This window comes from Streptomyces sp. CA-278952 (genome assembly GCF_028747205.1).
Taxonomy (GTDB): Bacteria; Actinomycetota; Actinomycetes; order Streptomycetales; family Streptomycetaceae; genus Streptomyces.
The window spans coordinates 658,025-684,041 of the sequence record NZ_CP112880.1; the positions used below are offsets into that span (position 1 = coordinate 658,025).

The following is a 26,017-nucleotide window of genomic DNA, read 5'->3' on the forward strand; positions in this document are numbered from 1 at the left end:
TCGAACTCCTCAAGTCGTGGTGGAGCAAGTCGTGGTGGAGCGTCAGGGGGCGGCGGTCACTCCGGTCGGGAGGCCCGTACCGGTCGGCGGCGCCAGGGATGTGCGAGGGCGGCGAGGATCTCGCCGGTACCGGGGAATGACGTGGGGTCGTGCAGGCCCACGGCGCCGGGCTCGCGGCCGGGGTACCAGGTGAAGCTGCCGAAGAGGTGGTCCCAGCACGACAGGTCGGAGCCGTAGTGGCCGGCTTCGGCCAGATCGGTGCTGTGGTGCAGACGGTGCTGCTCGGGACTGGCCAGCAGATGGTTGAGCCGTCCGATGCGGACATCGATGTTGGCGTGGATGAAGTAGCCCTGGGCGGCGACGAAGAGTCCGACCACCAGCACCGCGGGGCGGGAGAATCCCGCGAACGCCAGAGTCAGCTGGACGAGGGCCTGCGCCAGGACGATGTCCAGCACATGGTTGACCCCGTTGTTGGCGACGTTGACCTTCTCCGGCACGTGGTGCACTCCGTGGAGGCGCCAGAGAAGGGCGTTCCGGTGACCCAGCCGGTGCACCGTGTAGCTGACGAGAGATCCGGCGAGGAGCGCGGCCGGGATCTCGACCATGAGATGGCGGGCCGGTTCCGCGGGCGAGATCAGGCCGACAGCCAGCGCGACCAGGAGTTGCGCCACTCCGCTTCCGGCCATGGTGAGCAGGAAGTAGATGCCGTACCAGCGCCATTCGGCCTTTCCGGGGTGCCAGTTCCGGTCATAAGGAATCAGCCGTTCCAGGAGAGCCAGATAGGCGATGACCCCGACCAGGAAAAGTGAACTGACCCAGGCCGGATCCCACTGCAGCCACAATGCGGCCGCCCCCACGGATACGACCGCGAGGAGGAGAGCCGGGTACGCTCCAGCGCGAACAAGTCGAGCGGAAGAATGACCGGACCACCCCTTCCGGCCGACCGAATAGCCGGTCGAATAGATTCCGCCATCGGCGGAGTGCTCGCGCTCGTCCATCCGTGACCCTCCACAAGTGACGGTGATGGGGGGAGAGACCATCGCATCGCATCAGAGCAGGCCAGAGCATTCCTAGGACGTGACAGGAAACTCCGGGCGGCGGCCACGGCCCCCGCGCTGGCGACTTTCAGACACCCGACCTCGATGGAATGCGGCCGTGGCGTGGACTGATGCCCCCGACCCCATCAGCCCAGATCATCTATTTCCCGTTCCCACCGCTTTAATCACGCGCGACTCGGAGAAATCATCCGGCGCATTCGTCCGTGCGGAAATGCGAGAAGGATCGCACAGCCAAGGCGAGTTCATTTGTGCGAACAATTCTTTCGTAGGATCATCGCGGCGTTTGAGGACGGCGCATTCCGGTGCGCCGGGAGACGCTTCCCCACGCTCCGGCGTATGTCGGAGGGAGGGCGGTGCGCCCGCGCGAAATTGGCTCCCCGAAAGCGCCCCCGAAGCGAGACCTCGGAGCGGGGACCGGCCTGAGCGCTCCCCCCTTCTTCCACCGCAGGACATCGCCCTGCGATGATCACAGCGAGATCCGGCAGCACATCAGCGAACGAATCGAGGAGCCCCCTTGTCGTACGACGTTGGCGCGGTGCGCGCACAGTTCCCCGCCCTGCGGTCCGGTACGGCGCACTTCGACGGGCCGGGCGGCACCCAGACCCCGGCCTCCGTCATCGCCGCGATCGGCGAGGCGATGAGCGGGCCCCTGTCGATCCGGGGTACCGCGCTGCCCGGGGAGGTGAACGCGGAGGAGATCGTCCGCGGGTTCCGGCAGGCGATGGCGGACCTGCTGGGCGCGGACCCGGGCGGGATCGTGTACGGCCGCAGCGCCACCCAGCTCACGTACGACTTCTCGCGCACCCTGTCCAGGGCCTGGCGCCCGGGGGACGAGGTGGTGGTCAGTCGGCTGGACCACGATGCCAACATCCGCCCGTGGGTGCACGCGGCCGAACAAGCGGGGGCGGTGGTGCGGTGGGCCGACTTCGATCCGTCGACCGGCGAGCTCGCCCCCGAGGCGGTCGGCGCACAGATCACCGGGCGGACCCGGCTGGTCGCGGTGACCGGCGCCTCCAACCTGATCGGCACCCGGCCCGACATCCCGGCCATCGCCGAACTGGTCCACCGGGCCGGCGCGCTGCTGTATGTGGACGGGGTCCATCTGACGGCTCACCACGCGGTGGATGTGGAGCGGCTCGGGGCGGACTTCTTCGTCTGCTCCCCGTACAAGTTCTTCGGGCCCCACCACGGGGTGCTCGCCGCCCGGCCCGAACTGCTCGGCACTCTCCGTCCGGACAAGCTGGCGCCCTCCACCGACGCCGTGCCGGAACGCTTCGAACTCGGCACCCTCCCCTACGAGACGATGGCGGGGACCCGCGCGGCAGTGGACTTCCTCGCGGACCTGGGCGCCGGCGCGGCCGCGGCGGGCGGGCGCCGGGCGCGGTTGCGGTCGGCGTTCGCGGCGATCGACGCCCACGAGACGGCACTGCGGGAAAGCATCGAGAAGGCGGTGGGCGGACTGGGCGGGGCGACGGTCCACTCCCGTGCCGTCGAACGCACCCCCACCCTGCTGCTCACCTTCGACGGCCGGGACGCGGCGGACGCCTACCGTTCTCTCGCCCGCTCCGGGGTGCACGCGCCCGCCGGTTCCTTCTACGCCCTGGAGGCCTCCCGTCACCTGGGGCTCGGCGACAGCGGCGGCCTGCGCGTCGGACTCTGCGCGTACAACGACACGGACGACGTGGAGCGCCTCCTGACGGGACTCGCGGACTGGCTGCGGTGACGGCGGGGACGGCGGCCGTCGTCACCGCGCACCGAGTGCGGCCAGTGCGTCCAGCGCGTCGGCGAGCCCGGACGGGTGCCGGGTTCCCGGGGGCTGCCGCCCGGCCCAGCCGGGTCCGGCGGTGAAGACGACAGGCCGCCTGCGCGCGCCCCGTACGCCCCACTCGATCGCCCCTACCCGTGCCGCGAGCGAGCGGCTCGCCGTGCCGTGCGACTGGGCCCAGAGCACCACCGCGTCGGGTCCGGTGCGCCGGACCGCCTCCGCCAGCGCCTCGACGGGCAGGGCGGCGCCGAACATACGGACCGGCAGTCCGTGCCGGGTGAGCGTGGCGGCGAGTGCCTCCAGAGCCAGCGTGTGGGTCTCACCGGGTACACAGGCCAGCAGGGAGAGGCCCGCACCGGGGACGGGGGGCCCGGTGGCACGGACACCGCGGAGCGCGCCGGAGACGTGCCAGGACAGCAGGTGCTCGACCTCGATGTACCGCTCCCCCCCGGTCTCCCACTTACGGCCCACCGCGTGCAGCGCCGGCGCCATCACCTCGTCCCAGGCGGCCGGCAGCCCGTAACGGTCGAGGACCTCCGTGAGCAGTTCCTCCATGGCCGGCGCGTCCAGCCGGAGCGCCGCCCGGGCCAGGCCTCGGCATTCCCGGCGGGCGCTGCCGGGCGGAAGCGGCCCGGCGGCCCGGGGCGGGTGCCCGCGCCGTGGCGCGGCCGTGGCGCGGGACGCTCCGGCCAGGACGGCACGAGCGGCCTCGGCCGGCGGCAGGCCCGCGCTCGTCAGGCGGCACATGTGCCGCAGGGCGGCGATGTCGGCCCCGGTCCAGCGACGGTGCCGGCCGTCCTCCCGTGCGGCCGGGCCGATGCCGTAGCGGCGGTCCCACGAACGCAGCGTCGTCGGCGCGACCCCGAGGAGGCGGGCCACGGCACCCGTGGTCAGCCCTCCGTCGGCCGACGCCTGCGGGGGCCGACCACCGGCAGCGGCGCGGTAGCCCTCCGGACCCATCGCCGAGTCCGACACCAGCTCCATCACGGGGTCGGTCACTGGTCCACCACGGAGTTCATCACAAGCTCCATGAATCCCACCATACGATGCAAAAACGGTGCATGTTGCCCCGTGTGTCGCCGCGCGGTTCGCTGGAAGCACCGGGGCCCTGCGTGATGCCCTCCCGCCGCATCGCCCCCGCCCCGAACCTCAGCGGGATGGACAGGAGACGGCAATGAAACTGAGCGACGAACTTCCCGTCGATCACCGGCTGGCGACGGTGTACCGCGTCGGCGCGGGCCTCTGCGGGGCCATCCTGCTGGCCTTCGGCATCCTCGGCTTCACGAGTCGGCTGGGCTTCTTCGAAACCAGCGGCGATCACATCGCCGGACTGTCGACCAACGGTCTGCTGAGCCTGATCTCGGTGGTCGTCGGCGGGCTGCTGATCGCCGGGGCCGCGGTGGGCGGAAACGTGGCGTCCACCCTGAACATGACGATCGGCTCGCTCTTCCTGCTGAGCGGCTTCGGCCACCTCTTCATCCTCGACCGCGCCGCGAACATCCTGGACTTCGGGATGCCGAACGTCGTCTTCAGCTTCGTCATGGGGCTGCTGATCCTCACGTTCGGCATGTACGGACGAGTGGCGGGCGGCCTGCCGCACGACAATCCGTACTGGCGCCGCCGCCACCCGGAGCAGGCGGACCGCGAGGCCACCGCCGCGCGTGGGCGCGCGGCGGCGGGCGGACAGCTCGGGCGGGGTGGCGCTCAGACCTTGCGGTAGCGGGCGTTGACCCAGGAGAACACCCCGAAGGCGACCAGTCCGAGGGCGATGACCACCAGGAGCCACGGGCCGACGGGGGTCTCGGTGAAGGAGCGCAGGGTGTCGTCCATGCCCTTGGACTCGTCCGGCTGATGCTTGATCGCGGCGGCCACCGCGAACCCGCCCGCCGTGGCGAACACGATGCCACGCGCCGTACCGCCGAAGACTCCGGTGAAGTCGACCACCTGGCGGACTCGCTTAGACATCTCGGACATCTTCAGGTGCTTGTGGTACTTCCGCAGAAGCGCCCGGACCGCGATCCAGAGACCGGCGCAGGCCACCCCCACACCCACGATCCCGACGATCCACTGGCCTCCGGGCCAGCCGAGCGCCTTGGCGGTGATGTCCTTCGACTGCTGGTCCGACGATCCGCCGCCACTACCCGAGTCACCGGCGGCGAAGGACAGGACGGAGTAGGCGACGAACCCGTAGAAGACGGCACGGCCCGCCGCCATGGCCCGCTTGGTGGGCTTGCGGCCGTCGGACCCGGCCGCGCCGAACAGGGCCTCGGACAGCCGCCAGAGCGCCATCCCCACCAGGGCGATGCCCAGCGCCCACAGCAGGATCTTCCCGAAGGGCTTCTCGGCTATCTCACCGATCGCGCCACCCCGGTCGGCCTGCTTCCCACCGCCTCCGGACAGCGCGATCCGCAGGGCGAGAGCGCCCACGAGAACGTAGATCACCCCACGGGCCACGAAGCCCGCGCGAGCCCCGGCCTCCATCGCGGTGCTGTTCGCGGCTCTCCTGGCCTGGCCGCGTCCCTGCGCTGTTACTGAACGGGTATTCATGCATCCCAGCTGCCCCGGTCCGATGGATAGATGTCATGAGCGCATCGGAACGTGACTTTCGACGCAGAATCGACGCGGCGGGCGGTCCGGGCAGACGTGCGGCAGCGTGGGAGAGAAGGAGAAGACCCACCCCCGCTCGCCGGAGGAGACATCAAGAAGGTAGGACATCATGACGATCACCCGACTGCAGCGCACCGTGGCAGGCGCCGCGGCACTGGCATTCCCCGCCTCCCTGGCGTTCTTCGCTCCGCAGGCCCAGGCCGAGGCACCCGCCGAACCGTACGGCCCCGCCTGCTCCTCCGTACCGAAGGAGGGCGCGGGCAGCCTTGAGGGCATGGCGAAGGACCCGGTCGCCACCGCCGCGTCCAACAACCCCGAACTCTCCACCCTCGTCAGCGCGGTGAAGAAGGCCGGCCTGGTCGACACGCTCAACAACGCGAAGAACATCACGGTGTTCGCGCCGACCAACGCCGCCTTCGACAAGATCCCGCAGGCCGATCTGGAGGCACTCCTCAATGACAAGGCCGAGCTCACCAAGGTGTTGACGTACCACGTGGTGGGCGAGAAGGTCACGACCCAGCAGATGGAGGACGGCACCTTCAAGACGCTGGAGGGCAGCGACCTCATGACGAAGGGCTCGGGCACCGAGTTCACGGTGAACGACTCCTCGAAGATCGTCTGCGGCAACGTGCCGACGGCCAACGCCACGGTGAATCTGGTCGACACCGTGCTCATGCCGCCGTCGTAGAGACGGTTGCGCCGCCGCCTCCGCACACAGAGGATCCCGTGCCCGGACCCCGCGACGGTCCGGGCACGGCGCGGGGTCCGGGCACGGCCCCCGCGCGCCCGTTCTCTACGCTTCTATACGCTGAGGGCGTGACCAGCGCCGACGACCGACCGACCCGCAGCGGCCCCCCGGATCCCGGGGCATCGCTCGCGGACCTCCAGGCGTTCGCGGTGGAGCTCCGCCGGATGAACGGCGAGATCAACCGGATGACCCACGGTTTCGCTGCGAACCAGCAGCTGCATCCCACGGACGTGAGCGCGCTCGCGGCCATCCTCGACGCCCCGTCGCCCCTCACCCCGGGGGCGCTGCGCGAGCATCTGGGTCTCACCTCCGGCGCGGTGACCGCCTGTCTGGACCGGCTGGAGCGGGCCGGCCATGTCCGCCGGGCCCGGGAGAGCACCGACCGCCGGGTGGTGCACGTGCACTACGAGGCAAGCGCCCGGACGGCCGCCCGCGACTACTTCATGCCGCTCGCCGAGGCCACGGCGCGAGCCAGAGCACGCTTCAGCGAGACTGAGCTGGCGACCGTCCTGCGCTTCCTCGCAGCCATGAACGAGGAGCTGGGCGACGTTCCCACGGCGCGTCGCTGAGCCCTCCCCGCCCGGCCGGATGCGTCCATGGAAGGCCGGGCGGCCGCCGAGCCCACCCCCTGCGGTCGTCCGCACGAGCGGTACCGTAATGTATTTCAACGATTGAGATTGTTCACTGCTGAGATATCTCCACCCCCGGGAGAGACATGTCCACCCCTGCACGCTCCGCACGGTCGATCCGCTGGCTTGTCCCCGTCGTGCTGCTGATCGCGTGGCTCGGCGTCGGCGGCGGGCTCGGCCCGTACGCCGGGAAGCTCGGCGAGGTCGCCACGAACGACCAGGCCGCCTTCTTGCCCCAGAACGCGGAGTCCACCCAAGTCATCGACGCGCAGAAGGCGTTCCAGCAGAACGAGACCCTGCCGGTCATCGTCGTCTGGACCTCGGCGGAGCAGGGCACGCCGGTGAGCGAGGAACAGCGGGAGGCCGCCACCGGCGCCCTCGCCCCGCTCGCCGGAAGCGACGGCGTCGTCGGAGCGCCCTCCCCCGCGCTGCCCTCCAAGGACGGCCTCGCGCTCCAGGGCATCGTGCAGTTGAGCCCCGGCCTCGGGGACGAACTGCCCACGGTGCTGGCGAGCATCGAGGAGGCCGGCTCGTCGGTGCCCGGCACGACGGTCCAGCTCGCCGGGCCCGCCGCCAGTCAGGCCGACCTGTCCGACGCCTTCGCGGGCATCGACGGCCTGCTGCTCGGGGTCGCCCTGATCACGGTGCTCGTGATCCTCTTGCTGGTCTACCGCAGCGTGCTGCTGCCCTTCGTCATCATCCTCGGCGCCGTGTTCGCCCTCGCCCTGTCCTGTGCGATCGTCTACGTCCTCGCCGACCACGACATCGTGCGTGTGGACGGTCAGGTGCAGGGCATCCTGTCGATCCTGGTGATCGGGGCGGCGACGGACTACGCACTGCTGCTCACCGCCCGGTTCCGGGAGGAACTCGCCCTCCGCGGCGACCGGTTCACCGCGATGCGTATCGCACTGCGCGAGTCCTTCGGTCCGATCACCGCCAGCGCGGCGACGGTGGCGGCGGGCCTGCTCGCCCTGCTGCTCAGCGACCTCACCAACAACCGGGCCCTCGGGCCGGTGGGCGCGATCGGCATCGTCTGTTCGGTCCTGAGCGCGCTCACCTTCCTGCCCGCCGCCCTGGTGCTGCTGGGCCGCAAGGCCTACTGGCCGGCGAAGCCCAGGCCCGCCGACGACAAGGTGTCCGGCGGCCACGGCATCTGGCACAAGGTGGCCGTACTCGTCGACCGGGCGCCCCGCAAGGTCTGGGCGATCACCCTGGCGGCCCTGATCACCTGTGCCGCGTTCGCCCCCACGCTCACCTCCAAGGGGGTTCCGCTCGACGAGATCTTCGTCAACGACGCCCCGTCCGTGGCCGCCCAGGAGACGCTGAGCGAGCACTTCCCCGGCGGTTCGGGGAATCCGGTCGTGATCATCTCGGCGGCCGACCGGGTGACCGAGGTCAGCGAGGCCGCCGGCCGTACCGACGGGGTGGCCTCCGTCGCGCCGGTGAGCGCGAGCGGGCGGCCGGGCGGCGAACCGCTCGTCGTCGACGGCAGGGTCCGCATCGACGCGACGCTCAAGGACGCGGCCGACAGCGACGGCGCCAAGGAGACCGTGGCCGCGCTGCGTACCGCGGTCCACGCCGTGCCCGGTTCGGACGCACTCGTCGGCGGCTACACCGCGCAGCAGTACGACACCCAGCGGACGGCGGAGGACGACCGCACGCTGATCGTGCCGGTGGTGCTGGTGATCATCCTGGTGATCCTGGTCTTCCTCCTGCGGTCGCTGCTGATGCCGGTGCTGCTGGTGGCGACCGTGGCGCTGAACTTCCTCGCCACCCTCGGCATCTCCTCACTGGTCTTCACCCATGTGTTCGGCTTCAGCGGCACGGACTCGTCGGTGCCGCTGTACGGATTCGTGTTCCTGGTCGCCCTGGGCGTCGACTACAACATCTTCCTGATGTCCCGGGTCCGGGAGGAGTCGCTGCTCCACGGCACCAGGGAGGGCATCCTGCGCGGGCTCACCACGACCGGCGGGGTCATCACGTCGGCGGGCGTCGTCCTGGCGGCCACCTTCGCCGCGCTGGGCGTGATCCCGCTGGCGTTCCTGCTCCAGATCGCGTTCATCGTGGCGTTCGGCGTCCTGTTGGACACGCTGGTCGTCCGGTCGCTCCTCGTCCCGGCGCTGGTACGGGACATCGGGCCCAAGGCGTGGTGGCCGGGGGCGCTGAGCCGGGAGGGGTCGGACGGTCAGCGCGGCACGGTCGCGGAGGCCGGGTCCGAGTCCCGGTAGGCGGCCAGGGCCCAGATGACGAAGATGTCCAGGGCGATGACGATCACCGACCAGAGGGGCGCGTACGGCAGGAAGAGGAAGTGCGCGAAGAGGTTCAGGGAGGCGAAGAGGATACCGGCCACCCGCGCCCAGCCCGCCCCCTTGAGCAGTGCGGCCCCGGTGACGGCCACGCAGACGCCGAGCAGCAGGTGGATCCAGCCCCAGCCGGTGAGGCTGATCCGGTAGAGGTACGCGCCGACGTCACCGTAGACGTCTCCGTCGGCGAGGGCCGCGATGCCCGCCAGGGCCGCCACGGCGCCCTGGCAGAGCATCAGGATCCCGGCGAGGAGCACCCCGCCGGTCACCCAGAGGCTGTCCGGATCCGGCACCGGTGCGGGGCCGGCCGGGCCGTCGGCGCGCTGCCACGGCGCATCCCCCTGACCGGGCCCGTTCCGGGGCCCCTGCGCGAACCCCTCCGGTGGCGTCGGGGCGCCAGGGCCGGACGCGGCTGCGGGGCCGGACGGGTCGGCGGCCCGGGAGGGGTCCTCGCCCATCAGAACTCCTCCTGCGGCCGGTCGGACTGCGCCTTCGAGCGCTTGCCGACCACCGCGGCGGCGGCGACCGCACTGCCCGCGAAGGCCAGCGCGACCATCCAGGCGCGGTCGAAGACATGGCAGGTGGCATGGTCCACGGAGTAGCGCCCGGGACCGGTCAGCCCGATGGCCGCCGCGGTGAAGCCGAGGAACGCCGGGTACTCGTAGCCGCCGCCCTGGGCGAAGAAGCCCGCCGGAGCGTGCACGGCCACCGCGCCGGCCATCGCGCCGGCGGCCGCCGCGCCCGCCGCCGGGGTGGCGAGGCCCAGGGCGAGCAGGACACCGCCGCCCGCCTCGCCGAGCCCGGCGGCCACGGCGCTGTGCTTGGGCGGGTGGAATCCCATCGCCTCCATCGCGGCTGTGGTGCCCTGGATACCTCCGCCGCCGAACCAGCCGGCCAGCTTCTGACTGCCGTGGGCGGCGAGCACCGCACCGGTGCCGACGCGCAGGGCGAGCAGACCGAGATCACGCCGGTTGACGCAGACCATGAGGACTCCCGGGGGTGGTGGGTTCGGGGTGGTTTCCTACGGCTCCCACTGTCGTCGGCCCGGAGCGCCGGGGCCCGGTCGGACTGGGCCGTACGGGGAAGGGCCCCGGCGGGGCGCGGCCCGGAGTGCGAGCCAGATCATTATGCAACTTGTTGCATAGCCGACTCGGGGTGGTCTACAACTGACGCGACGACCCCGCGCGGAGGAGACCCCGGATGAGCCTGTACCCGACCCTGCTGAGCCCGCTGGACCTCGGGTTCACCACCCTCCCCAACCGGGTCCTCATGGGATCGATGCACATCGGTCTGGAGGAGGCCGAGCGCGGTTTCGAGCGGATGGCCGCGTTCTACGCGGAGCGCGCCCGGGGTGGCGTCGGCCTCATGGTCACCGGCGGCATCGCCCCCAGCGAGCGGGCCTGCTCCTCCCCCGGCGGGGCCAAGATGACGACGGAGGCGGAGGCGGAGCAGCACCGGGAGATCACCTCGGCGGTGCACGCGGCGGGCGGCCGGATCGCGATGCAGATCCTGCACTTCGGGCGGTACGCGCACCACCCCGACCTGGTGGCGCCGAGCGCGCTCAAGGCCCCGATCAGCGGATTCACTCCGAACGCGCTCACCGATGACCAGGTCGAGGAGACCATCGAGGAGTTCGTGCGCGCGGCCGGTCTCGCGCGCCTCGCGGGTTACGACGGCGTCGAGATCATGGGCTCCGAGGGCTATCTGATCAACGAGTTCATCGTCTCCGCGACCAATCACCGCACCGACCGCTGGGGCGGCGGTTACGAGAACCGCATGCGCCTGCCCATCGAGATCGTGCGCCGGGTCCGCGAGCGGGTCGGCGACGACTTCATCCTGATCTACCGGCTCTCCATGCTGGACCTGGTGCCGGGCGGCTCGACGCTGGAGGAGGTCGTGACGCTCGCGAAGGAGATCGAGGCGGCGGGCGCGACGATCATCAACACCGGCATCGGCTGGCACGAGGCGCGGATCCCGACCATCGCCACCTCCGTGCCGCGCGGCGCGTTCAGCTGGGTGACCGAGAAGGTGCGCGGCGCGGTCTCCGTACCGCTGGTGACGAGCAACCGCATCAACACCCCCGAGGTCGCCGAGGAGATCCTCGCCTCCGGCCGGGCCGACATGGTCTCCATGGCCCGCCCCTTCCTGGCCGACCCGGAGTTCGTCGCGAAGGCGACGGCGGGCCGGGCGGACGCCATCAACACCTGCATCGGCTGCAACCAGGCCTGCCTGGACCACATCTTCAGCCTCAAGGTCACCTCCTGTCTGGTCAATCCGCGCGCCTGCCACGAGACCGAGCTGGTCATCGGCCCGACCCGGACCCGTAAGCGCGTCGCCGTGGTCGGCGCCGGGCCGGCGGGCCTCGCGTGCTCCGTGACCGCGGCGGAGCGGGGGCACGCGGTGACCCTGTTCGACACGGCGGACGAGATCGGCGGTCAGCTGAACGTGGCGCGCCGGGTGCCGGGCAAGGAGGAGTTCGACGAGACGCTGCGCTACTTCCGTACGCGGCTGGCCGAGCTGGAGGTCGACGTACGGCTGGGCACCCGGGCGGACGCCGGTTCGCTGGACGGCTTCGACGAGATCGTGCTCGCCACCGGCGTCGAGCCGCGTACCCCGGCGATACCCGGCACGGACCACCCGAACGTCGTCAGCTATCTGGACGTGCTGCGCGACGGGGCGCCGGTCGGCGAACGGGTCGCGATCGTCGGGGCGGGCGGCATCGGCTTCGACGTCGCGGAGTTTCTGACCGACGGCGGCCACGCGGCGAGCCTGGACGCGGACACGTTCTTCCGGCAGTGGGGCGTGGACACCGCCTACGCGGAACGCGGCGGGCTCCGCGCTCCCGAGCGCCCCAAGTCGCCGCGCACGGTCCACCTGGTCCAGCGCCGGACCACCAAGGTCGGTGCGGGGCTCGGGAAGACGACGGGGTGGATCCACCGCACCGAACTGCGCCACCGGGGCGTCGAGATGATCGCCGGAGCCTCCTACGACCTCATCGACGACGAGGGCCTCCACCTCACCGTCGACGGTGAGCGGCGCGTGCTGCCGGTCGACACGGTGGTGCTGTGCGCGGGCCAGGAACCGCGCCGCGAGCTGTACGAGGAGCTGCGCGCGCGGGCCGTCCCGGTCCATCTGATCGGCGGCGCGGACGTGGCGGCCGAGCTGGACGCCAAGCGGGCCATCCGTCAGGGCACGGAGCTGGCCGCGCGGCTCTGAGCGGCGGGTGCCGCAGGAGGGCGCAGGGGCGGGCCGCGTCGGCGGCCGGTCCCCGTCCGGCCTCACCCTGGCCTCCGTACGTCCGTGAAGCGGGGGCGGGAGGCTGGAACCAGGCGGGTGGAGCCGGGCGGGTGGAGCCGGGTTCGCCGGATCTCAGCCGGGTCGGCCCTCGGTCCCCTGGTCGCTGGGCGTCCCGCTGTCCACGCCACGGGAGGGCGCCCGTCGCCGCGGTCTCTTGTCGTCGTCGGGAATACCGACCAGTTTCTCGACGTCGAAGAGCCGCGCGATCGGGACGTCCGTACTGCTGTGGGCCACGATGGAGAAGGCGATGGTGACGGCGATCAGGGTGAACGCCTCCTCGCCCTGGGGGATGCCCGCCTGGAGCACCAGCAACCCGTAGACCACGGAGGCGAAGCCCTTGGGGCCGAACCAGGCCGCCGTGAGCTTCTCCTTGCGGTCGAAGTCGGTGCCCACCAGGGACAGCAGCAGCGAGGCCGGACGGATGAGGAAGATGGCCAGGACCGCCACCGCGTAGCCGCCGATCGGCAACTCGCCGAAGAGCTGCGGGGTCAGCAGAGCTCCGAAGACCAGGAGTGCCGCGAACTTCGCCAGCTCGGCGAGGGCTTCGCCCAGCGGCTCGAAGGCGGTCCTGGCCTCGGGTGCGACGGCGACGATCACCGCGCCCGCGGAGAAGGCGGCCAGATACGGGTTGGCGTGGGTGAGGTGGCAGGCCGCGTACAGGATGACCGCGACCGCCAGCGGCAACAGGGGCTGGAGCCTGGGTTCCGCGCCCAGCAGACGGAACCGGACGAGCCAGTGCACCAGCAGCGGCAGGGTCACCCCGAAGACCAGTCCGAGCAGGAGTTCACCGCCGATCGAGACGAAGCCGGCGTCCTCGGCATGGCCGGTGGGTGCGGCGGCCGCGATGAAGATGAGGACGAACGGCAGGGCCAGCCCGTCGTTGACGCCGCTTTCGATGTTGAGCAGTTGCCGTAGCCGGGCGGGGACCTCTTCCCGGCCCACGATGGCCGAGGCGAAAACGGGGTCGGTCGGCGCCAGCACGGCGCCGACGAGGAAGGAGGTCGTCCAGTCGAGGCCGACGAGGAAGTGGGCCAGCAGGGCGACGCCGATGAAAGCCAGCGGCAGACCGAGGCCGAGGGCGCGGGCGGGGTTGCGCCACGCCTGTCGCAGCGCGGGGAAGGAGACGTGCATGCCGTCGGTGAACAGCACCGCGAAGAGCGCCAGGTCGGCGGTGACCCTGACGATGTCGCTGTCCGGGGTGATGTGGATCAGACCGAGGAAGCCGTCGCTGACGAGCGCGCCGCCCACCAGGAACAGCAGCGATGTGGAGAGCACCGACCGGGCGGCGAGCCCGGACAGCAGCACGGCCACCAGGAGCGCCACTCCGAAGACGATGACCAAGACCACCTGACGCGCTCCCCGCTGTCGATCGACCGAACCGGCGTCGGCCCCGGTCGGTCACTCTGCCCGGTTGGAGAGGACTCGACCTGGAACGTCTGCCCGTCGAAACGCCGGTCACCCGTGCGGCCCCGGTACGGATGTCGGCGTCCGGATGTGCGCAGGGCCTGACCGCCTCCCCCGGCGGCGCGCCGTGGTGGTCGACAGGCCCCGAGGGCGGGAGCGTCAGCGGTCGCGGACGGCGGCGAGCGCGGAGTGCGTCGTCTCCTCCACCGTGCCGGTGATGGGAACGATCGCTCCCCGCTCTTCGTCGGTGAGCGGCTCCAGCGCGTCCAGTTGGGACCGGAGGAGCTCGACGGGCATGAAGTGTCCTCGCCGGGCAGCCATGCGCTCGGCGATGAGCTCGGCGGGGCCGTCCAGGTGGACGAAGAAGACCTGTGGTGCCGCCGAGACGAGGCGGTCGCGGTAGGACCGCTTCAGGGCCGAGCAGGTGATGACTCCTCCGTCAGAGGTGTGCTCCCGGAGCCACCCGGCGATGACGTCGAGCCAGGGACGCCGGTCCTCATCACTGAGGGCGGTCCCCGCACGCATCTTGGCCACGTTCTCCGGGGGGTGGAAATCGTCGGCCTCAGCGAACAGCACGCCCAGCGACGCCGCCAGGGACTGGCCCACCGTCGTCTTGCCGGACCCTGACACGCCCATCACCACAACCAACGGGACGTTCTCGTTCTGCGCCATCGCATCAGGCTAACGCGGCGCGGTCCGCGGGACCGAGGGACGGTCGGCGACATCGTCGCGGGCCTGCGCCCGGTCCGCGTTGGCCAAGGCGCTCCCGGAGCCGCGCTGGGAGTGGCGGATCAGGCTGGAGGTGCCGTCCGTCTCCAGCACCACCGCGTGCACCAGCTCCAGCCCTCCGGTCCCCTGCGTACGGACCGCCTGGCGCACTTCGTCCACCGTGGCCCGCCGGCGTCGCATCGCGTCGTGCAGCATGCGGCCGTCGCACAGCAGCAGGGTCGGTTCGGCCCTGGCCGGGCGCTCACCCCTCCAGGTCGATGACCACCTTGACGTCGTCCGGCCGGGACTCCAGCGCCTCGGCAGCGCGTTCGAGGGGGACGCGCCTGGTGATCAGCCGTTCCAGCCAGCTCCTGTCCGCCCTCGCCAGAGCGGCGGCGGCCTGCCGGAAGTGGCGCTGGTTGGCGTTGACGGAGCCCACCACGGCGTCGTTCTGCAGCACCATGTCCCGGTTGATGGCGCCGGCGTCCGCGGAGATGCGACGGCCGGCGGGCGAGACACCGGTCAGGCACACCACCCCGTACGAGGCGGTTCCGGTCAGCGAGGCGAAGACCAGGGTGCTGGCTCCGGTCGCTTCGATGATGACGTCCGGGCAGACGTCGTCGATCACCCGCTCCGCGTCGTCGGAGTGGTAGGCGGCGCCGAGATCGCGGACCAGCGAGGGTTTTGGGCCGTCGTTCACGCGGTCCAGGACGTGCACCTCCAGCCCCCGCTGGACGCCGAGGAGGGCTGCCAGCAGTCCGATCGGTCCCGCCCCGGTGACGAGGACCCGACGCGGCTCGAACCAGGAGCGCCCCCCGACCCGGTCCACCTGCTCCCAGGCCTTCGCCACGACCGAGGTGGGCTCCATGAGTACGCCGACGCTTGCCAGGTGGGGTTCCAACCGCACGGCGTAGTCGGGCTCCACACACCACGCCTGGGCGCCGAAGCCGTCGAGCTCCTTGATTCCGCGTTCGGTGTAGCGTCCGTTGCGGCACATGTCGAACTCCTGCCGGGCGCAGGCACCGCAGGGCACGGGGTCGGGCCGGCGCACCACCCCGGCCACCAGGTCACCGGTCGAGAAGCCGCTGCCCGACGGGGCCCGCTCGACCCTGCCGAGCGACTCGTGACCGAGGATCAGCCAGTCCCGACCGGACGGCGCCCTTCCGTACTGGCCTCCGGTGATCTCGCGGTCCGTCCCGCAGACACCCATGGCGAGGCCGCGTACCAGCAGTTCTCCGTCGGCCGGGGACGGGTCCGGCAGCTCCCGCACGTCGAGGCTGTTCTGCCGGCCAGGTTTCACGGTCAGTGCGCGCACGGGTGTGCCGCCTCTCTCATGGTCGTACCGGTATCGGCTGGCGGCAGGCGACGGCAGCCGCGGAGTGGGGCGGGGCCGTCCTGCCCGGCGCCAGGTGGGCCGTCCGGGCCCGACTGCGTCGAGGACGCCGAGCGGAACGCACGGTGATACGTATACCTGCCCGGTCGACCGATAAGCCTCCTGACGCGCTCGGAGAAACGGCTCCGCACGGCCGAGACCGTGGAAGAGTGAGCCGCTGCCCAGGCCCGGCCTGGTGGCAGGACACCCGATCACCCGGCCACCGGCGCGGGGCTCGGCCGTTGGAGGTACCAGGCCGCCAGAAGGACATCCCACCAGCCGGAGATCGGTAAGCCGCTCCGTCATGCTCGATGTTCTGCTGACCGTGGTCGGTTCGTTGGCCCTCGTCGTCGCCGCCCTCTCCCGGTGGGTTCAGCGTGCGCCTCTGAGCGCGCCGCTCCTGGCCCTGGTGACGGGGATCGCTTTCGGCCCCGAGGTGCTGGGGGGTCGTCGACCTGCCCACCGTGCTGGAGGGGCACGAGCTACTGCACGAGTTCTCTGGTTCGGGCCCATCGGCGTCTCGGCGCTGTTCTCCCTGACCCTGGAGGCCCACCGGCTCGGCGTCGACCCGACTGTCCTGGCGGCGGGGGCCCTGGTCGTCGTGGCCGGCACCGTCGTCCACGGCGTCACCAGCGCGCCGGGACTGGCGCTCTACCGCGGGCTCGGCGAGCGGGATGCCCGGCTTGCCCTGCCCGTCGCCCCCGCTCGGCCGGTCAGCCGCTCGCGTGCGCGGGTACGGGTGCGGGTTCCGGGACGCCCGCCGGGAGTGAGGGGTCCGCGCGCCGGGGGCTGCCGATGACGACCCTGGAGGGGACCTGGTCACCCGGGACAGGGGCCTCGGGCGGGGTGGCCGGGTCCGTGTTCCGCGCCTGGGCCCGGCTGAGGAGGATCACCCCGCGCACGGCAGCCGCCGTGCCGAGGAGCGCGAGCACGAGACTGACCGGTCCGCCCTGGAGGCGCTCGCCGAGCAGAGCCAGACCGATAGCGGCGGCGGCGACCGGGTTGGCGAGGGTGACCACCGCGAGCGGGGCGCCGAGCCCGCCCCGGTACGCGGTCTGGGAGAGCAGCAGGCCGCCCATCGCGAAGGCCGACACGAGCAGCGCCACCGTCAGCAGCCGCCAGCTGAACAGCGGGCCGCCGGAGTGGTCGGTGACCGCGACGGTGAGGGTCTGGGTGAGCGCGGAGGCGACCCCGGAGGTGATCCCGGAGGCCGCCGCGTGCCGCAGCCCCGGGCGGGCCCCGGGCCGGCTGAGTCCGGCGACGACCGCCATGGTCGCCGTGCCGACGCCGAGCGCCTCGGGAAGGCTGAGGGTCTCATGGGGCGCGGAGCCGCCCGCGGTCAGGAGCAGCGCGCCGAGGCCGAGCAGGGTCAGGGCCGTGCCCCGCCATTCGACGCGGCCGACCCGGCGTCCGGCGGCGCGCGCCCCGAGCGGGACGGCGACGACGAGGGTGAGCGCGCCCAGCGGCTGGACCAGGGTGAGCGGGCCGTAGTTGAGCGCGGCGACGTGCAGCAGCGCACCCGCGGCGTTGAGGCCGACCGCCGACCACCAGGCGCCCCGGCCCAGCAGGCGGAGGAGTCCGGTGGACGGGTCGGTGCGGGCGGCGAGCCGGGACTGCGCCACGGCGGCGGCCGCGTAGGCGCCGGCCGAGACCAGGGAGAGCGCGACGGCGAGCAGCGTGGCGTTCATCGGGCGGCTCCGGCCCGGGCGGGCGCCTGTGATCCGGCATCCGCGCCGCTCGCGGGCCCGGCGGCTCCGAAGGACGGCGGCGGACCGGCCGCCGCGAAGGTCCCGGGCACGGTGACGGACCCCGCGGACCCCGCCGGGACGGCCGACGCGAAGACCTCGGGGACGGCGGCAGGCCCCGCAGACCCCGCCGGGACAGCCGACGCGAAGACCCTGGACGCCGCGCCATCCGCGTACGCCGGCACGGGAGACCCTTCCCCACTGCCCCACGGAGCCGGCCGGGGCAGCCGCGCGGGGGCAGTCCGGGCGGTCCGGGCGGACAGCGGCAACCGGAAGACGGCGAGGGCGAGGGCGACCATCGCCCCGACGACGATCGCGTCGAGCCAGTAGTGGTTCGCCGTGCCCACGACGACGAGCAGCGTCAGCGCCGGGTGCAGCAGCCACAGCCGGCGCCACCGGGAACGGGTGGCGCCGATCAGGCCGACGGCGACCATCACGGCCCAGCCGACGTGCAACGAGGGCATCGCGGCGAACTGGTTCGCCATCGTGTCGGTCGCGGGCGTCTGTCCGTACACCGTCGGCCCGTAGACCTGGCCGGTGTCGACGAGTCCGGCGACCGGCAGCATCCGGGGCGGGGCCAGCGGGAAGAGCAGGTGCAGGACCAGGGCGGCGGCGGTGAGCGCGGCGAGAACGCGGCGCGACCGGACGTAGTGGCGGGGGCGGCACCAGTAGAGCCAGACCAGGAAGAGGGCCGTGGCCGGAAAGTGCACGGCGGCGTAGTAGGTGTTCGCCGCGTGGATCAGGGGCTGGCTGTGCAGCAGCAGCCCCTGGACCGCGCCCTCGCCGGGAAGGTGCAGGGCACGTTCAAGGTCCCATACGTTCCCCGCGTTGCGGAACGCCTCCTCGACATGACCGTTGGCGGCCCTGCGGCCGAACTTGTAGGCCAGGAAGAGTCCGGCCACGAGAAAGAACTCGCGGACGAGGGGCGGTCGGGCACGTATGTCCGGCTCCTGGTCCGTGGGCTCGGTGCGGGCGTAGGTCACCCGGTGCCCCCTTGGATGCGAAGCGGTGTCAGGACGGCCCGGTGAACTCCACGCCGTATCGATACGCCAGTGTACCGATACGCCGACGTATCGGTACACGTGCGTATCGGTACACTGGCGTATCGAGAACCTCACCGCACCGCCGCAGGAGGTACAGCCCATGCCGTCGCCCGATTCCGCACAGGAGTCAGCCCTCACGTCCCGCCGGTCGAAGATCACACCGGAGCGGGCACAGGAGCTCTACGGGGCGGTGTTGGAGCTGTTGCGGGAGAGCGGTTACGAGTCGCTGACGATGGAGGGCGTGGCCTCGCGCACGCGGTGCGGCAAGTCGACGCTGTACCGGCAGTGGGGCTCCAAGCCGGAGCTGGTCGTGGCCGCACTGCACGGCACCCGGCGGATGCGGCTCCCGAACATCGACACCGGGACGCTGGCCGGGGACCTGCTGGAGGCCGCGCGGACGATCGGCGAGGCTTCGGGGAGCGACACCCCGCTGATGCACGCTCTCAGCCATGCGGCGCTCCAGAGCCCCGAGCTGCTGTGCGCGCTGCGCGAGGCGCTGATCCTGCCGGAGATCGCGGCGATCGACACGATGGTCCGGCGGGGCCGGGAGCGCGGCGAGATCCCGGCGGACCTTCCGGGGGCCGAGTTCGTCGCGGCCCAGCTGCTCGGCGTGATGCGCGCCCGGCCGCTGCTGGAGGGGCGTTACGCCGACGCGGCGTATCTGACCCGGTTCGTCGAGATGGCGATCCTTCCGAGTCTCGGACTCACGGCGGGAGCGCCGGAGTCCTGACAGACGTGGACCGCCCGCCCCAGCGGATGGGCGGCGGTCCACCCGCGCCGCACCGTGGGGACGGGGGCGGCGCACCGCCCGGGCGGCCGGTGACCTCTGCGGAGGCCACCGGCCGCCCGTGTGTCCGCGCCTCTTCACGGCCCGCCCCTATTACCCGGACCGTCCATCCCCTGGATCCTCTAACAAGCGCTTGGTAGATTCTGGAAGGGGCAGCCGCAGGGGCGGGGTGATTCCCCGGCAGGGCCCCGGAAGGCGGGACTCCGGCAGGCGGGACCCCGGAACGCCTGACTCCAGAAACCGGGACCCGGAAGGCCAGGCCTCAGAAGGCGGGACTCGGAAGGCCAGGCCCCAGAAGACGGGACCCCGGAGCCAGAAGTGAGGGCGGACCATGGATCAGTCCCGCGCGATGGACTTCACCGGACGAGCGGTGCTGGTCACCGGCGGCACCAGGGGCCTGGGGGCCGCGCTGGCGAGGGCCTTCCTCGCGAGCGGTGCGGACGTCATGGTCTGCGGCCGCTCCACGCCGGCGACCCTGCCGTCGACGGGCGGGCGCGAGGCCTCGTTCCGGGTCGCGGACCTGCGGGACCCCACGGAGGCCGCGGACCTCGTCACCGCGACCGTCGAGCGGTTCGGCCGGCTGGACGTCCTCGTGAACAACGCCGGCGGCTCCCCCGAAGCCGACGCGGCGACCGTATCGCCGCGCTTCGTCGAGAAGGTGGTCGCGCTCAATCTCCTCGCCCCCTTCTACACGGCCCAGGCGGCGAACCTGGTGATGCGGGAGCAGCCGGACGGCGGGGGCGTGATCAACATCGGCAGCGTCTCGGCCCACGACCCGCAGCCGGGCACCGCCGCCTACTCCGCGGCCAAGGCGGGCCTGCTCGGGCTGACCCGGGCGCTGGCCCTCGAATGGGCGCCGCGGGTCCGGGTCAACCACATCACCGCGGGCCTCATCCGCACCGAGAACGCCACCGCGCTGTACGGCGACGACGACGGGGCCGCGATGGCGGGCATCGTCCCGATGGGACGACTGGCGGAACCGGACGACGTGGCGCGGGCCTGCCTCTGGCTGGCCTGCGACCTCTCCTCGTACGTCAACGGCGCCGATCTCGCCGTCCACGGCGGCGGCGAGATCCCGGCCAGGCATGCGCCCCACCGGACCACGCCCCCCTTTTCGTCACCTTGACTCTATTCACTCCCATCCCTTATCGTCGTACTGACGAAATCGAGGGGGTCCCCATCATGGCCGACATCACCCGGCGCTTCGGCTGGCGCCACCTGCGCTCCGCGCCCACCGCCCACATCCGCCACCACCACCGCGGTCGGCTCACCCACGACGGCCAGGGGCTCAGCTTCTGGTACCGGTCCTTGTCGGCGGCGCTCTCCGAAGTGCCGGTCGACGACCGGGAGCTGGCCATGGCGTTCCACGCCCGTACGGCCGACTTCCAGGACGTCACCGTGCAGGCCACCGTCACCTACCGGATCAGCGATCCGGCCGAGGCTGCGAACCGGCTCGACTTCTCCGTGGACCCGGACACCGGGAGCTGGCGCGGCGCACCGCTGGAACAGATCGCCACCCTCCTCACCGAGACCGCGCAGCAGCACACGCTGGACGTACTGGCCCGCACGCCGCTCGCGGCGGCCCTGGTCGACGGCGTCGCCTCCGTACGCGAACGGGTCGCCACCGGTCTCACCGCCGAGCCCCGCCTCCCGGCCACCGGCATCGACGTGGTGGCCGTGCGCGTCGTCGCGATCCGCCCCGAGGCCGAAGTCGAGCGCGCCCTGCGCACCCCGGCCCGCGAGCAGATCCAGCAGGAGGCGGACCGGGCCACCTACGAACGGCGGGCCGTGGCCGTCGAGCGCGAACGCACCATCGCCGAGAACGAGCTGGCCAGCCAGATCGAACTGGCCCGGCGCGAGGAGCAGCTGGTCGACCAGCGCGGCACCAACGCCCGCCGCGAGGCCGAGGAGAAGGCCGCGGCCGACGGCGTACGGACCGAGGCGGAGGCGGCCCGCAAGGTACGCCTGGCCCGCGCGGAGGCCGAGGCGGCGCGCGAGACGGGCGCGGCGCGGGCCGAGGCCCAGGCCTCCTGGCTGCGGGTGCACGGCGATGCCGATCCGGCCACGCTGCACGCCCTGGCGGCGACCCGGCTCGCGGAGAACCTGCCGCGCGTCGAGAGCATCACCCTCTCCCCCGACGTGCTCACCGGGCTGCTCGCCAAGCTCGGGCGTCCGGAAGGCGGGGCGGGCGCGTGAGCCTGGCGCCCCGGGCGGTGCTCGTCCACCGGCGGACGGAGTACGAGGAGCTGCTCGCCCGGCACGGGACGCACGGGCAGGCCGCGTTCTTCCTGTCCAGCCGGGGGCGCTCGATCGACGAGGTGGCCCGCCGCCACGAGGACACCCGGCGGGCGCTGCGCGAGGTCGCGGCGGCGGTGCCGCTCACCTGGCGCAGCTCCCGGGTGGAGCGGGCGGACCTGGACCGCTTCCTGTTCGCCCCGGAGGACGTGGTGGTCGTCGTCGGCCAGGACGGGCTGGTCGCCAACACCGCGAAGTACCTGTCCGGACAGCCGGTGGTGGGCATCGACACCGACCCGGGGCGCAACCCCGGCGTCCTGGTCCGCCACCGCCACGCCGACGCGGCCGCCCTGCTGCGCGCCGCGACCGCCGCCGGAGGGAGCGCCGAGGAGCTGACCATGGTCGAGGCCGTCGCCGACGACACGCAGCGCCTCCTCGCCCTGAACGAGATCTACCTCGGACCGCCCGGCCACCAGACGGCCCGCTACCGCCTGGGCCCCGACGGCGAGAGCGCCCCCGGGGAAGCGCAGGCCTCCTCCGGGGTGCTGGTCGGCACCGGCACGGGAGCCACCGGGTGGCTCCGCTCGCTGTGGCTGGAGCGCGGCGGCACCCTGCCGCTGCCCGCGCCCTGCGACGCGCGCCTCCTGTGGTTCGTCCGCGAGGCCTGGCCCTCCCCGGCGACCGGGACGTCCAGGGTGGCGGGCGAGCTGGGGCGCGGGCAGGGGCTGCGGCTGACCGTGGAGTCGGACCGGGTCGTGGTCTTCGGGGACGGAATGGAGTCCGACGCCCTGGAGCTGACCTGGGGGCAGAGCGTACGGCTCGGCATCGCGGAGAGGTCGCTGCGCCTGGTGACCTGAGCGCACCCGCCACCGCCGCCGCCCCGGGCGCCCGGGCCATCGCCGCCCCGGCCGCCCGTGCCGCTTCGCTACGGTGGTCCGGACCCGGCACCGGAGAGCGGAGAACCAGCACCATGTCAGCCGACCCTGTCACCGAGCCCGCCCGCAACACCCGCCCGCCCACCGCGCAGGCGGCCCTCGGGGTCGGCGTGATCGTCGAGGACGGCCGGGGACGCGTGCTGCTGGGCCGGCACCACAGCGGTACGTGGGAGCTGCCGGGCGGGAAGGTCGACGCGACGCACGAGTCGATCGCCGCCGCGGCCGCCCGGGAGCTGCGCGAGGAGACGGGCCTGGTCGTCGACGAGGCAGCCGTGGACGTCGTCGCGATGGTCCACGACGTGATCGGCGGGATCAACCGCATCAGCATGGCGGCCGTCGTGCGGCTCGCCTCCGGCGTCCCCGAGGTGACCGAACCGCACCTGATCAGCGCCTGGCGGTGGACCGCGCCCGAGGACCTGCCGACCCCGCTGTTCGACCCGTCGGCGCAGATCCTCGCCGTCTGGCGACCGGAGCTGGGCATCACCCACCCGCCCGCGCATGTGCTGCGCATCGCCCCGGACGAGAACCGCGCCTGACGCATCGCCCTCGCCGCTCGCAGGCCTCCCCCGTAACCACAGATGCGAACTAATCGGACCCACTGTATGAATAGGGGACCATCCGTACGATAGGGAGTAGGCCCATGGACGATTACCCGCTCCTGGACGTCTTTCTGACCATGCTGTACCTGTTCCTCTGGGTCATGTGGTTCTTCCTGCTGTTCAAGGTCGTCACCGACCTCTTCCGGGACCACTCGCTGAACGGCTGGGCCAAGGCGGGCTGGCTGGTCCTCGTCATCCTGCTGCCGTACCTGGGCGTACTGATCTACCTGATCGCCCGCGGTCGCAGCATGCACGAACGCGACGAGAAGCTGGCCAAGGACTCGGAGGCGGCGTTCCGCAACTACGTGCGCGAAGCCGCGACGAGCCAGGGCGGATCCGGCGGCAGCGACCATGTGAAGGACCTGGCGAAACTCGCCGAGCTCAAGGACAAGGGCGCGCTCAACCCCGAGGAGTACGAGCGGGCGAAGGCGAAGCTGCTCGCCTGAGGCAGGGCTCCGGGCTCCGGCCCTCGCCCGAGGCCGAGGGCCGGAGCCCTGCTCGCGTGTTCTATCGTGGGGTGATCTTCGAGGAAGAGCAGGCGTACATGAGGCGAGCGACGACCTCCGCGGCGGCCACCGTCGCGCTGCGCGGTCTGCTCGTGCTCCTGGTGGCCGTGGTCAGCCTGCTCTGTCTGGTCGGCCGGTCCTCGCCGCAGCCGCAGGGCACGCCCCCTTCCAGCGCGATCTCCGTGGCGCAGGCGGCCGCGGCCACCGCCGTGCCGGTGTCTCCCTGCCTGATCACGACATTCCACACCCAGCCGTGACCCGCGGTCGGTCCCGCGTGGTCCACGCCCACTTTCCAGTGGACGGAGCATGCCGTCCCGCCGCGCGTCGGGACCCCGACCGATACCCCGCTACGCCGCCCCGAGCACATTGGCGAGGAAGCGTGCCTCGTTGTGGCCAAGCTTCGTCGCGATGACCGCGTCGCCGCCCGCGAGACGGCCGAGGACGGCGACCCTGGCGAGGAGACGGTTCTCGCCCTGGACGATGGCCAGCGCGTTGGCGGGCGGAGTGCGGCCGGTGACCGCGCCGGTCAGCTCGGCGAACTTCTCGGCGTCGTCGTCCTGGAACACCACCCGCACCGCCCACCCCTCCTGCGCCTCGTCCTCGAAAACCGTCACCTTCTCGAACCTGTCCACCGTCAAGCCGGTCGCGGTGGAGACGACCACACACAGTTCACGGTCGTCCGAGGTGAAGCCCCGGCCCTCCGGCACGGCCGGCCGCGGCGTGGTGAAGGGGTCGGAGGCGGCGGTGTCGTCCGGGGCGGGGCAGGCGCCGGGCTGCTCGCTCTCCACTTCGAGGAACCGCACCGGCTCGTCGGGAACGCCCGCCGCCTCGGCCCCTCCCTTGCCATCCCACGGCTGCCAGAGCAGCACTCCCGCCACCAGCAGTCCGGCCACGGCCAGTGCGGCCAGGGACCGCCGCCGTCGCCGCGGCACCTCCGAGGGTGCTTCGACGTCCGGCTTTCCGGTGAGGCGCGCGGTGGCGGGCGGAGAGCCGACGGGACGGGTCGGCTCATCCGGTCCGGCGCGGTGCCGCGCGGTCGAGAGCTCCGCGGAGGCGTCGACGCGGCGGATCGCGTGGCGCAGGGCATCGGTGCGCTCGGCCCGGTGCCGTTCGACGGCGTCGGTCCAGCGGGAGTCCAGCAGGCCCCCGCCGCCGTGCGCCCCCGGGCTGCCGCCGAGGTGGTCGGCGCAGTAGGCGATGAGCTCGTCCGGGGCGGGGCGGGAGCGCGGGTCGAGGTCGAGGCAGGGCAGCACCAAGGGGGCCAGGGCAGGTGGCAGGCCGGAGGTGTCGACGTCTCCCGTGGCCGCGCGTACCAGCAGTTCCATCGCCGAGATCTGCTCGATGTCCCGGTAAGGGGGCCGGCCCACCGCGAGGTAGAACAGCGTCGCACCCAAGGAGAACATGTCCGACGCCTCGGACGTCGGCTCCCCGCGCGCCTGCTCCGGCGCGGCGTAGGCCACGGTGCCGAGCGCCGACTGGGTACGGGTGAGGTCGTGCGCCTGCGAGATGCCGAAGTCGATCAGGCGCGGCCCCTCGACGGGCAGGAGCACGTTCGACGGCTTGACGTCCCGGTGCACAAGACCCGCCGCGTGCAGGGAGGCGACCGCCTCGGCCATGCCGGCGGCCACCCAGTGCAGGGCGTCCGGTCCCAGTGTGCCGCACTCCTCGACCAGGTCCTTCAGTGAAGGCGCGGGTACGTACTCCTGAGCCATCCAGGGCACTTGGGCCTCGGGATCGGCGTCCACCACGCTCGCCGTGTAGACCCCGCGCACCCGCCGAGCGCACTCGACCTCCCGGACGAACCGCCTGCGGTCACTCGCGCTGTCCGTGAGCAGCGTCTTCAGCGCGACCGTACGACCCGCCGGCGACCGGGCCAGATACACCCGTCCCATCCCACCGCTCGCCAACTCCGCGAGCACCGTGAACTGCCCGATGCGCTCCCCCGGACGTACCGTCTCCGCCCCCGACCAGCGCATACCCCGGCCGCCCCTCTCGATTTCTCCGCGGTGGCCGGGTCGCGCCCCGGCTGCTCTGCATCGTCACCCATTACACGCTAAGTGGCCTCGTTTTTGGTCTAGTTGAGGCTGCAGGTCTGACGGTTGCCTCAAAGGGGCCGCGGCGGTGCGGGTTGCCGACCGGGGGTTCGACGGCGTGAGGAGATGAACGGCCGCTGCCCGATCCGGTGACCAGAAGCAGGTCGGCCCCTGACGGATCACCGGCCGTCCCGGCTCGGGCGGCATGGGCGCTTCCCCCCTTCACTGCCGCTCGGCGTGCGC

Annotated in this window: 26 protein-coding genes; 14 read left to right on the forward strand and 12 right to left on the reverse strand. The window is 72.3% G+C overall.

Features of this window, described 5'->3' with window-relative positions; all coding sequences use genetic code 11:
- Nucleotides 1–56: 56 nt before the first annotated feature.
- Complete coding sequence (locus tag N7925_RS02795; RefSeq protein WP_274342904.1) at nt 57–998, reverse strand: sterol desaturase family protein; 942 nt, start codon at nt 996–998, stop codon at nt 57–59.
- A gap of 574 nt (nt 999–1,572) precedes the next feature.
- On the opposite strand from N7925_RS02795, the gene N7925_RS02800 reads away from it, so the two are divergent.
- Complete coding sequence (locus N7925_RS02800; RefSeq protein WP_274342905.1) at nt 1,573–2,781, forward strand: cysteine desulfurase-like protein; 1,209 nt, start codon at nt 1,573–1,575, stop codon at nt 2,779–2,781.
- 21 nt (nt 2,782–2,802) lie between these two features.
- Here N7925_RS02800 and N7925_RS02805 read toward each other — a convergent pair whose 3' ends face one another.
- Nucleotides 2,803–3,783, reverse strand: a complete 981-nt coding sequence (locus N7925_RS02805) for a MerR family transcriptional regulator (RefSeq protein WP_274346385.1) — start codon at nt 3,781–3,783, stop codon at nt 2,803–2,805.
- A 214-nt stretch (nt 3,784–3,997) separates the two neighbouring features.
- Here N7925_RS02805 and N7925_RS02810 point away from each other — a divergent pair, with 214 nt between their 5' ends.
- On the forward strand, nt 3,998–4,543 hold the full coding sequence (locus N7925_RS02810) for a DUF4383 domain-containing protein (protein ID WP_265597896.1): 546 nt from the start codon (nt 3,998–4,000) through the stop codon (nt 4,541–4,543).
- On the opposite strand, the gene N7925_RS02815 is transcribed toward N7925_RS02810, so the two are convergent.
- Nucleotides 4,528–5,370 (reverse strand): DUF1206 domain-containing protein, encoded by an 843-nt coding sequence (locus tag N7925_RS02815; protein WP_274342906.1) that lies wholly within the window; start codon nt 5,368–5,370, stop codon nt 4,528–4,530. The two genes, N7925_RS02810 and N7925_RS02815, sit on opposite strands and share 16 nt — an antisense overlap.
- 169 nt (nt 5,371–5,539) lie before the next feature.
- On the opposite strand from N7925_RS02815, the gene N7925_RS02820 reads away from it, so the two are divergent.
- The 3 genes from N7925_RS02820 (at nt 5,540) to N7925_RS02830 (ending at nt 9,035) form a co-directional block, all read left to right on the forward strand.
- Nucleotides 5,540–6,118 (forward strand): fasciclin domain-containing protein, encoded by a 579-nt coding sequence (locus N7925_RS02820; protein ID WP_274342907.1) that lies wholly within the window; start codon nt 5,540–5,542, stop codon nt 6,116–6,118.
- Nucleotides 6,119–6,246: 128 nt separating this feature from the next.
- The gene (locus N7925_RS02825; RefSeq protein ID WP_265597899.1) at nt 6,247–6,747 is read left to right on the forward strand and encodes a MarR family winged helix-turn-helix transcriptional regulator; all 501 of its coding nucleotides are present in this window, start codon (nt 6,247–6,249) and stop codon (nt 6,745–6,747) included.
- A gap of 146 nt (nt 6,748–6,893) precedes the next feature.
- Nucleotides 6,894–9,035, forward strand: a complete 2,142-nt coding sequence (locus N7925_RS02830; protein ID WP_274342908.1) for an MMPL family transporter — start codon at nt 6,894–6,896, stop codon at nt 9,033–9,035.
- On the opposite strand, the gene N7925_RS02835 is transcribed toward N7925_RS02830, so the two are convergent.
- Together N7925_RS02835 and N7925_RS02840 are read right to left on the reverse strand one after the other, a co-directional pair.
- Nucleotides 8,993–9,568 carry a DUF7144 family membrane protein gene (locus N7925_RS02835; protein WP_274342909.1) on the reverse strand — a complete coding sequence of 192 codons (576 nt, stop codon included), beginning with the start codon at nt 9,566–9,568 and terminating at the stop codon, nt 8,993–8,995. The genes N7925_RS02830 and N7925_RS02835 overlap by 43 nt on opposite strands.
- Nucleotides 9,568–10,095, reverse strand: a complete 528-nt coding sequence (locus N7925_RS02840; protein WP_274342910.1) for a DoxX family protein — start codon at nt 10,093–10,095, stop codon at nt 9,568–9,570. Before N7925_RS02840 ends, N7925_RS02835 begins: the two co-directional genes overlap by 1 nt.
- A gap of 215 nt (nt 10,096–10,310) precedes the next feature.
- Here N7925_RS02840 and N7925_RS02845 point away from each other — a divergent pair, with 215 nt between their 5' ends.
- Nucleotides 10,311–12,326: an NADPH-dependent 2,4-dienoyl-CoA reductase gene (locus N7925_RS02845; RefSeq protein ID WP_274342911.1), complete on the forward strand. Its 2,016-nt coding sequence runs from the start codon at nt 10,311–10,313 to the stop codon at nt 12,324–12,326.
- A 153-nt stretch (nt 12,327–12,479) separates the two neighbouring features.
- Here the strand turns inward: N7925_RS02845 and N7925_RS02850 are convergent, their stop codons facing one another.
- The 4 genes from N7925_RS02850 to N7925_RS02865 all read right to left on the reverse strand — a co-directional run bounded on the left by N7925_RS02850 (nt 12,480) and on the right by N7925_RS02865 (nt 15,834).
- On the reverse strand, nt 12,480–13,754 hold the full coding sequence (locus N7925_RS02850) for a cation:proton antiporter (RefSeq protein WP_265597904.1): 1,275 nt from the start codon (nt 13,752–13,754) through the stop codon (nt 12,480–12,482).
- Nucleotides 13,755–13,970: 216 nt separating this feature from the next.
- Entirely contained in the window at nt 13,971–14,483 is a 513-nt protein-coding gene (locus tag N7925_RS02855) for a gluconokinase (protein WP_274342912.1), read from the reverse strand.
- Between the two features lie 9 nt (nt 14,484–14,492).
- A complete protein-coding gene (locus N7925_RS02860; protein WP_331618191.1) occupies nt 14,493–14,843 on the reverse strand; it encodes a YetF domain-containing protein in 351 nt (116 codons plus the stop codon).
- The gene (locus tag N7925_RS02865; protein ID WP_274342913.1) at nt 14,782–15,834 is read right to left on the reverse strand and encodes a glucose 1-dehydrogenase; all 1,053 of its coding nucleotides are present in this window, start codon (nt 15,832–15,834) and stop codon (nt 14,782–14,784) included. Before N7925_RS02865 ends, N7925_RS02860 begins: the two co-directional genes overlap by 62 nt.
- Nucleotides 15,835–16,195: 361 nt before the next feature.
- Here N7925_RS02865 and N7925_RS02870 point away from each other — a divergent pair, with 361 nt between their 5' ends.
- Complete coding sequence (locus N7925_RS02870; protein WP_274342914.1) at nt 16,196–16,690, forward strand: hypothetical protein; 495 nt, start codon at nt 16,196–16,198, stop codon at nt 16,688–16,690.
- Here the strand turns inward: N7925_RS02870 and N7925_RS02875 are convergent.
- Both N7925_RS02875 and N7925_RS02880 read right to left on the reverse strand, forming a co-directional pair.
- Nucleotides 16,605–17,579: a hypothetical protein gene (locus N7925_RS02875; protein ID WP_274342915.1), complete on the reverse strand. Its 975-nt coding sequence runs from the start codon at nt 17,577–17,579 to the stop codon at nt 16,605–16,607. The genes N7925_RS02870 and N7925_RS02875 overlap by 86 nt on opposite strands.
- A complete protein-coding gene (locus tag N7925_RS02880; protein WP_274342916.1) occupies nt 17,576–18,619 on the reverse strand; it encodes a phosphatase PAP2 family protein in 1,044 nt (347 codons plus the stop codon). Before N7925_RS02880 ends, N7925_RS02875 begins: the two co-directional genes overlap by 4 nt.
- 160 nt (nt 18,620–18,779) lie before the next feature.
- On the opposite strand from N7925_RS02880, the gene N7925_RS02885 reads away from it, so the two are divergent.
- The 7 genes from N7925_RS02885 to N7925_RS02915 all read left to right on the forward strand — a co-directional run bounded on the left by N7925_RS02885 (nt 18,780) and on the right by N7925_RS02915 (nt 23,998).
- Nucleotides 18,780–19,409, forward strand: coding sequence for a TetR/AcrR family transcriptional regulator (locus N7925_RS02885; RefSeq protein ID WP_274342917.1), 630 nt, complete (start codon nt 18,780–18,782; stop codon nt 19,407–19,409).
- 388 nt (nt 19,410–19,797) lie between these two features.
- Nucleotides 19,798–20,592, forward strand: coding sequence for an SDR family oxidoreductase (locus N7925_RS02890; RefSeq protein ID WP_274342918.1), 795 nt, complete (start codon nt 19,798–19,800; stop codon nt 20,590–20,592).
- A gap of 56 nt (nt 20,593–20,648) precedes the next feature.
- Nucleotides 20,649–21,662 carry an SPFH domain-containing protein gene (locus N7925_RS02895; RefSeq protein WP_274342919.1) on the forward strand — a complete coding sequence of 338 codons (1,014 nt, stop codon included), beginning with the start codon at nt 20,649–20,651 and terminating at the stop codon, nt 21,660–21,662.
- On the forward strand, nt 21,659–22,558 hold the full coding sequence (locus N7925_RS02900) for a hypothetical protein (protein WP_274342920.1): 900 nt from the start codon (nt 21,659–21,661) through the stop codon (nt 22,556–22,558). Before N7925_RS02895 ends, N7925_RS02900 begins: the two co-directional genes overlap by 4 nt.
- A 113-nt stretch (nt 22,559–22,671) precedes the next feature.
- Complete coding sequence (locus N7925_RS02905; RefSeq protein WP_265597914.1) at nt 22,672–23,172, forward strand: nucleotide triphosphate diphosphatase NUDT15; 501 nt, start codon at nt 22,672–22,674, stop codon at nt 23,170–23,172.
- A 104-nt stretch (nt 23,173–23,276) separates the two neighbouring features.
- Nucleotides 23,277–23,681 (forward strand): SHOCT domain-containing protein, encoded by a 405-nt coding sequence (locus N7925_RS02910; protein WP_274342921.1) that lies wholly within the window; start codon nt 23,277–23,279, stop codon nt 23,679–23,681.
- Nucleotides 23,682–23,752: 71 nt separating this feature from the next.
- Nucleotides 23,753–23,998, forward strand: a complete 246-nt coding sequence (locus N7925_RS02915) for a hypothetical protein (protein WP_274342922.1) — start codon at nt 23,753–23,755, stop codon at nt 23,996–23,998.
- Nucleotides 23,999–24,088: 90 nt separating this feature from the next.
- On the opposite strand, the gene N7925_RS02920 is transcribed toward N7925_RS02915, so the two are convergent.
- Complete coding sequence (locus tag N7925_RS02920; RefSeq protein WP_274342923.1) at nt 24,089–25,717, reverse strand: protein kinase domain-containing protein; 1,629 nt, start codon at nt 25,715–25,717, stop codon at nt 24,089–24,091.
- Between the last annotated feature and the right edge of the window lie 300 nt (nt 25,718–26,017).

What these genes read in the sequence shown, in the direction of transcription:
- N7925_RS02895 (WP_274342919.1), top strand. Translation starts at nt 20,649, where the DNA reads ATGGCCGACATCACCCGGCGCTTCGGCTGGCGCCACCTGCGCTCCGCG.
- N7925_RS02820 (WP_274342907.1), top strand. Translation starts at nt 5,540, where the DNA reads ATGACGATCACCCGACTGCAGCGCACCGTGGCAGGCGCCGCGGCACTG.
- N7925_RS02805 (WP_274346385.1), bottom strand. Translation starts at nt 3,783, where the DNA reads ATGGGTCCGGAGGGCTACCGCGCCGCTGCCGGTGGTCGGCCCCCGCAG.
- N7925_RS02810 (WP_265597896.1), top strand. Translation starts at nt 3,998, where the DNA reads ATGAAACTGAGCGACGAACTTCCCGTCGATCACCGGCTGGCGACGGTG.
- N7925_RS02870 (WP_274342914.1), top strand. Translation starts at nt 16,196, where the DNA reads ATGCTCGATGTTCTGCTGACCGTGGTCGGTTCGTTGGCCCTCGTCGTC.
- N7925_RS02875 (WP_274342915.1), bottom strand. Translation starts at nt 17,579, where the DNA reads ATGAACGCCACGCTGCTCGCCGTCGCGCTCTCCCTGGTCTCGGCCGGC.
- N7925_RS02885 (WP_274342917.1), top strand. Translation starts at nt 18,780, where the DNA reads ATGCCGTCGCCCGATTCCGCACAGGAGTCAGCCCTCACGTCCCGCCGG.
- N7925_RS02845 (WP_274342911.1), top strand. Translation starts at nt 10,311, where the DNA reads ATGAGCCTGTACCCGACCCTGCTGAGCCCGCTGGACCTCGGGTTCACC.
- N7925_RS02795 (WP_274342904.1), bottom strand. Translation starts at nt 998, where the DNA reads ATGGACGAGCGCGAGCACTCCGCCGATGGCGGAATCTATTCGACCGGC.
- N7925_RS02905 (WP_265597914.1), top strand. Translation starts at nt 22,672, where the DNA reads ATGTCAGCCGACCCTGTCACCGAGCCCGCCCGCAACACCCGCCCGCCC.
- N7925_RS02835 (WP_274342909.1), bottom strand. Translation starts at nt 9,568, where the DNA reads ATGGGCGAGGACCCCTCCCGGGCCGCCGACCCGTCCGGCCCCGCAGCC.
- N7925_RS02910 (WP_274342921.1), top strand. Translation starts at nt 23,277, where the DNA reads ATGGACGATTACCCGCTCCTGGACGTCTTTCTGACCATGCTGTACCTG.
- N7925_RS02920 (WP_274342923.1), bottom strand. Translation starts at nt 25,717, where the DNA reads ATGCGCTGGTCGGGGGCGGAGACGGTACGTCCGGGGGAGCGCATCGGG.
- N7925_RS02830 (WP_274342908.1), top strand. Translation starts at nt 6,894, where the DNA reads ATGTCCACCCCTGCACGCTCCGCACGGTCGATCCGCTGGCTTGTCCCC.
- N7925_RS02815 (WP_274342906.1), bottom strand. Translation starts at nt 5,370, where the DNA reads ATGAATACCCGTTCAGTAACAGCGCAGGGACGCGGCCAGGCCAGGAGA.
- N7925_RS02890 (WP_274342918.1), top strand. Translation starts at nt 19,798, where the DNA reads ATGGATCAGTCCCGCGCGATGGACTTCACCGGACGAGCGGTGCTGGTC.
- N7925_RS02840 (WP_274342910.1), bottom strand. Translation starts at nt 10,095, where the DNA reads ATGGTCTGCGTCAACCGGCGTGATCTCGGTCTGCTCGCCCTGCGCGTC.
- N7925_RS02855 (WP_274342912.1), bottom strand. Translation starts at nt 14,483, where the DNA reads ATGGCGCAGAACGAGAACGTCCCGTTGGTTGTGGTGATGGGCGTGTCA.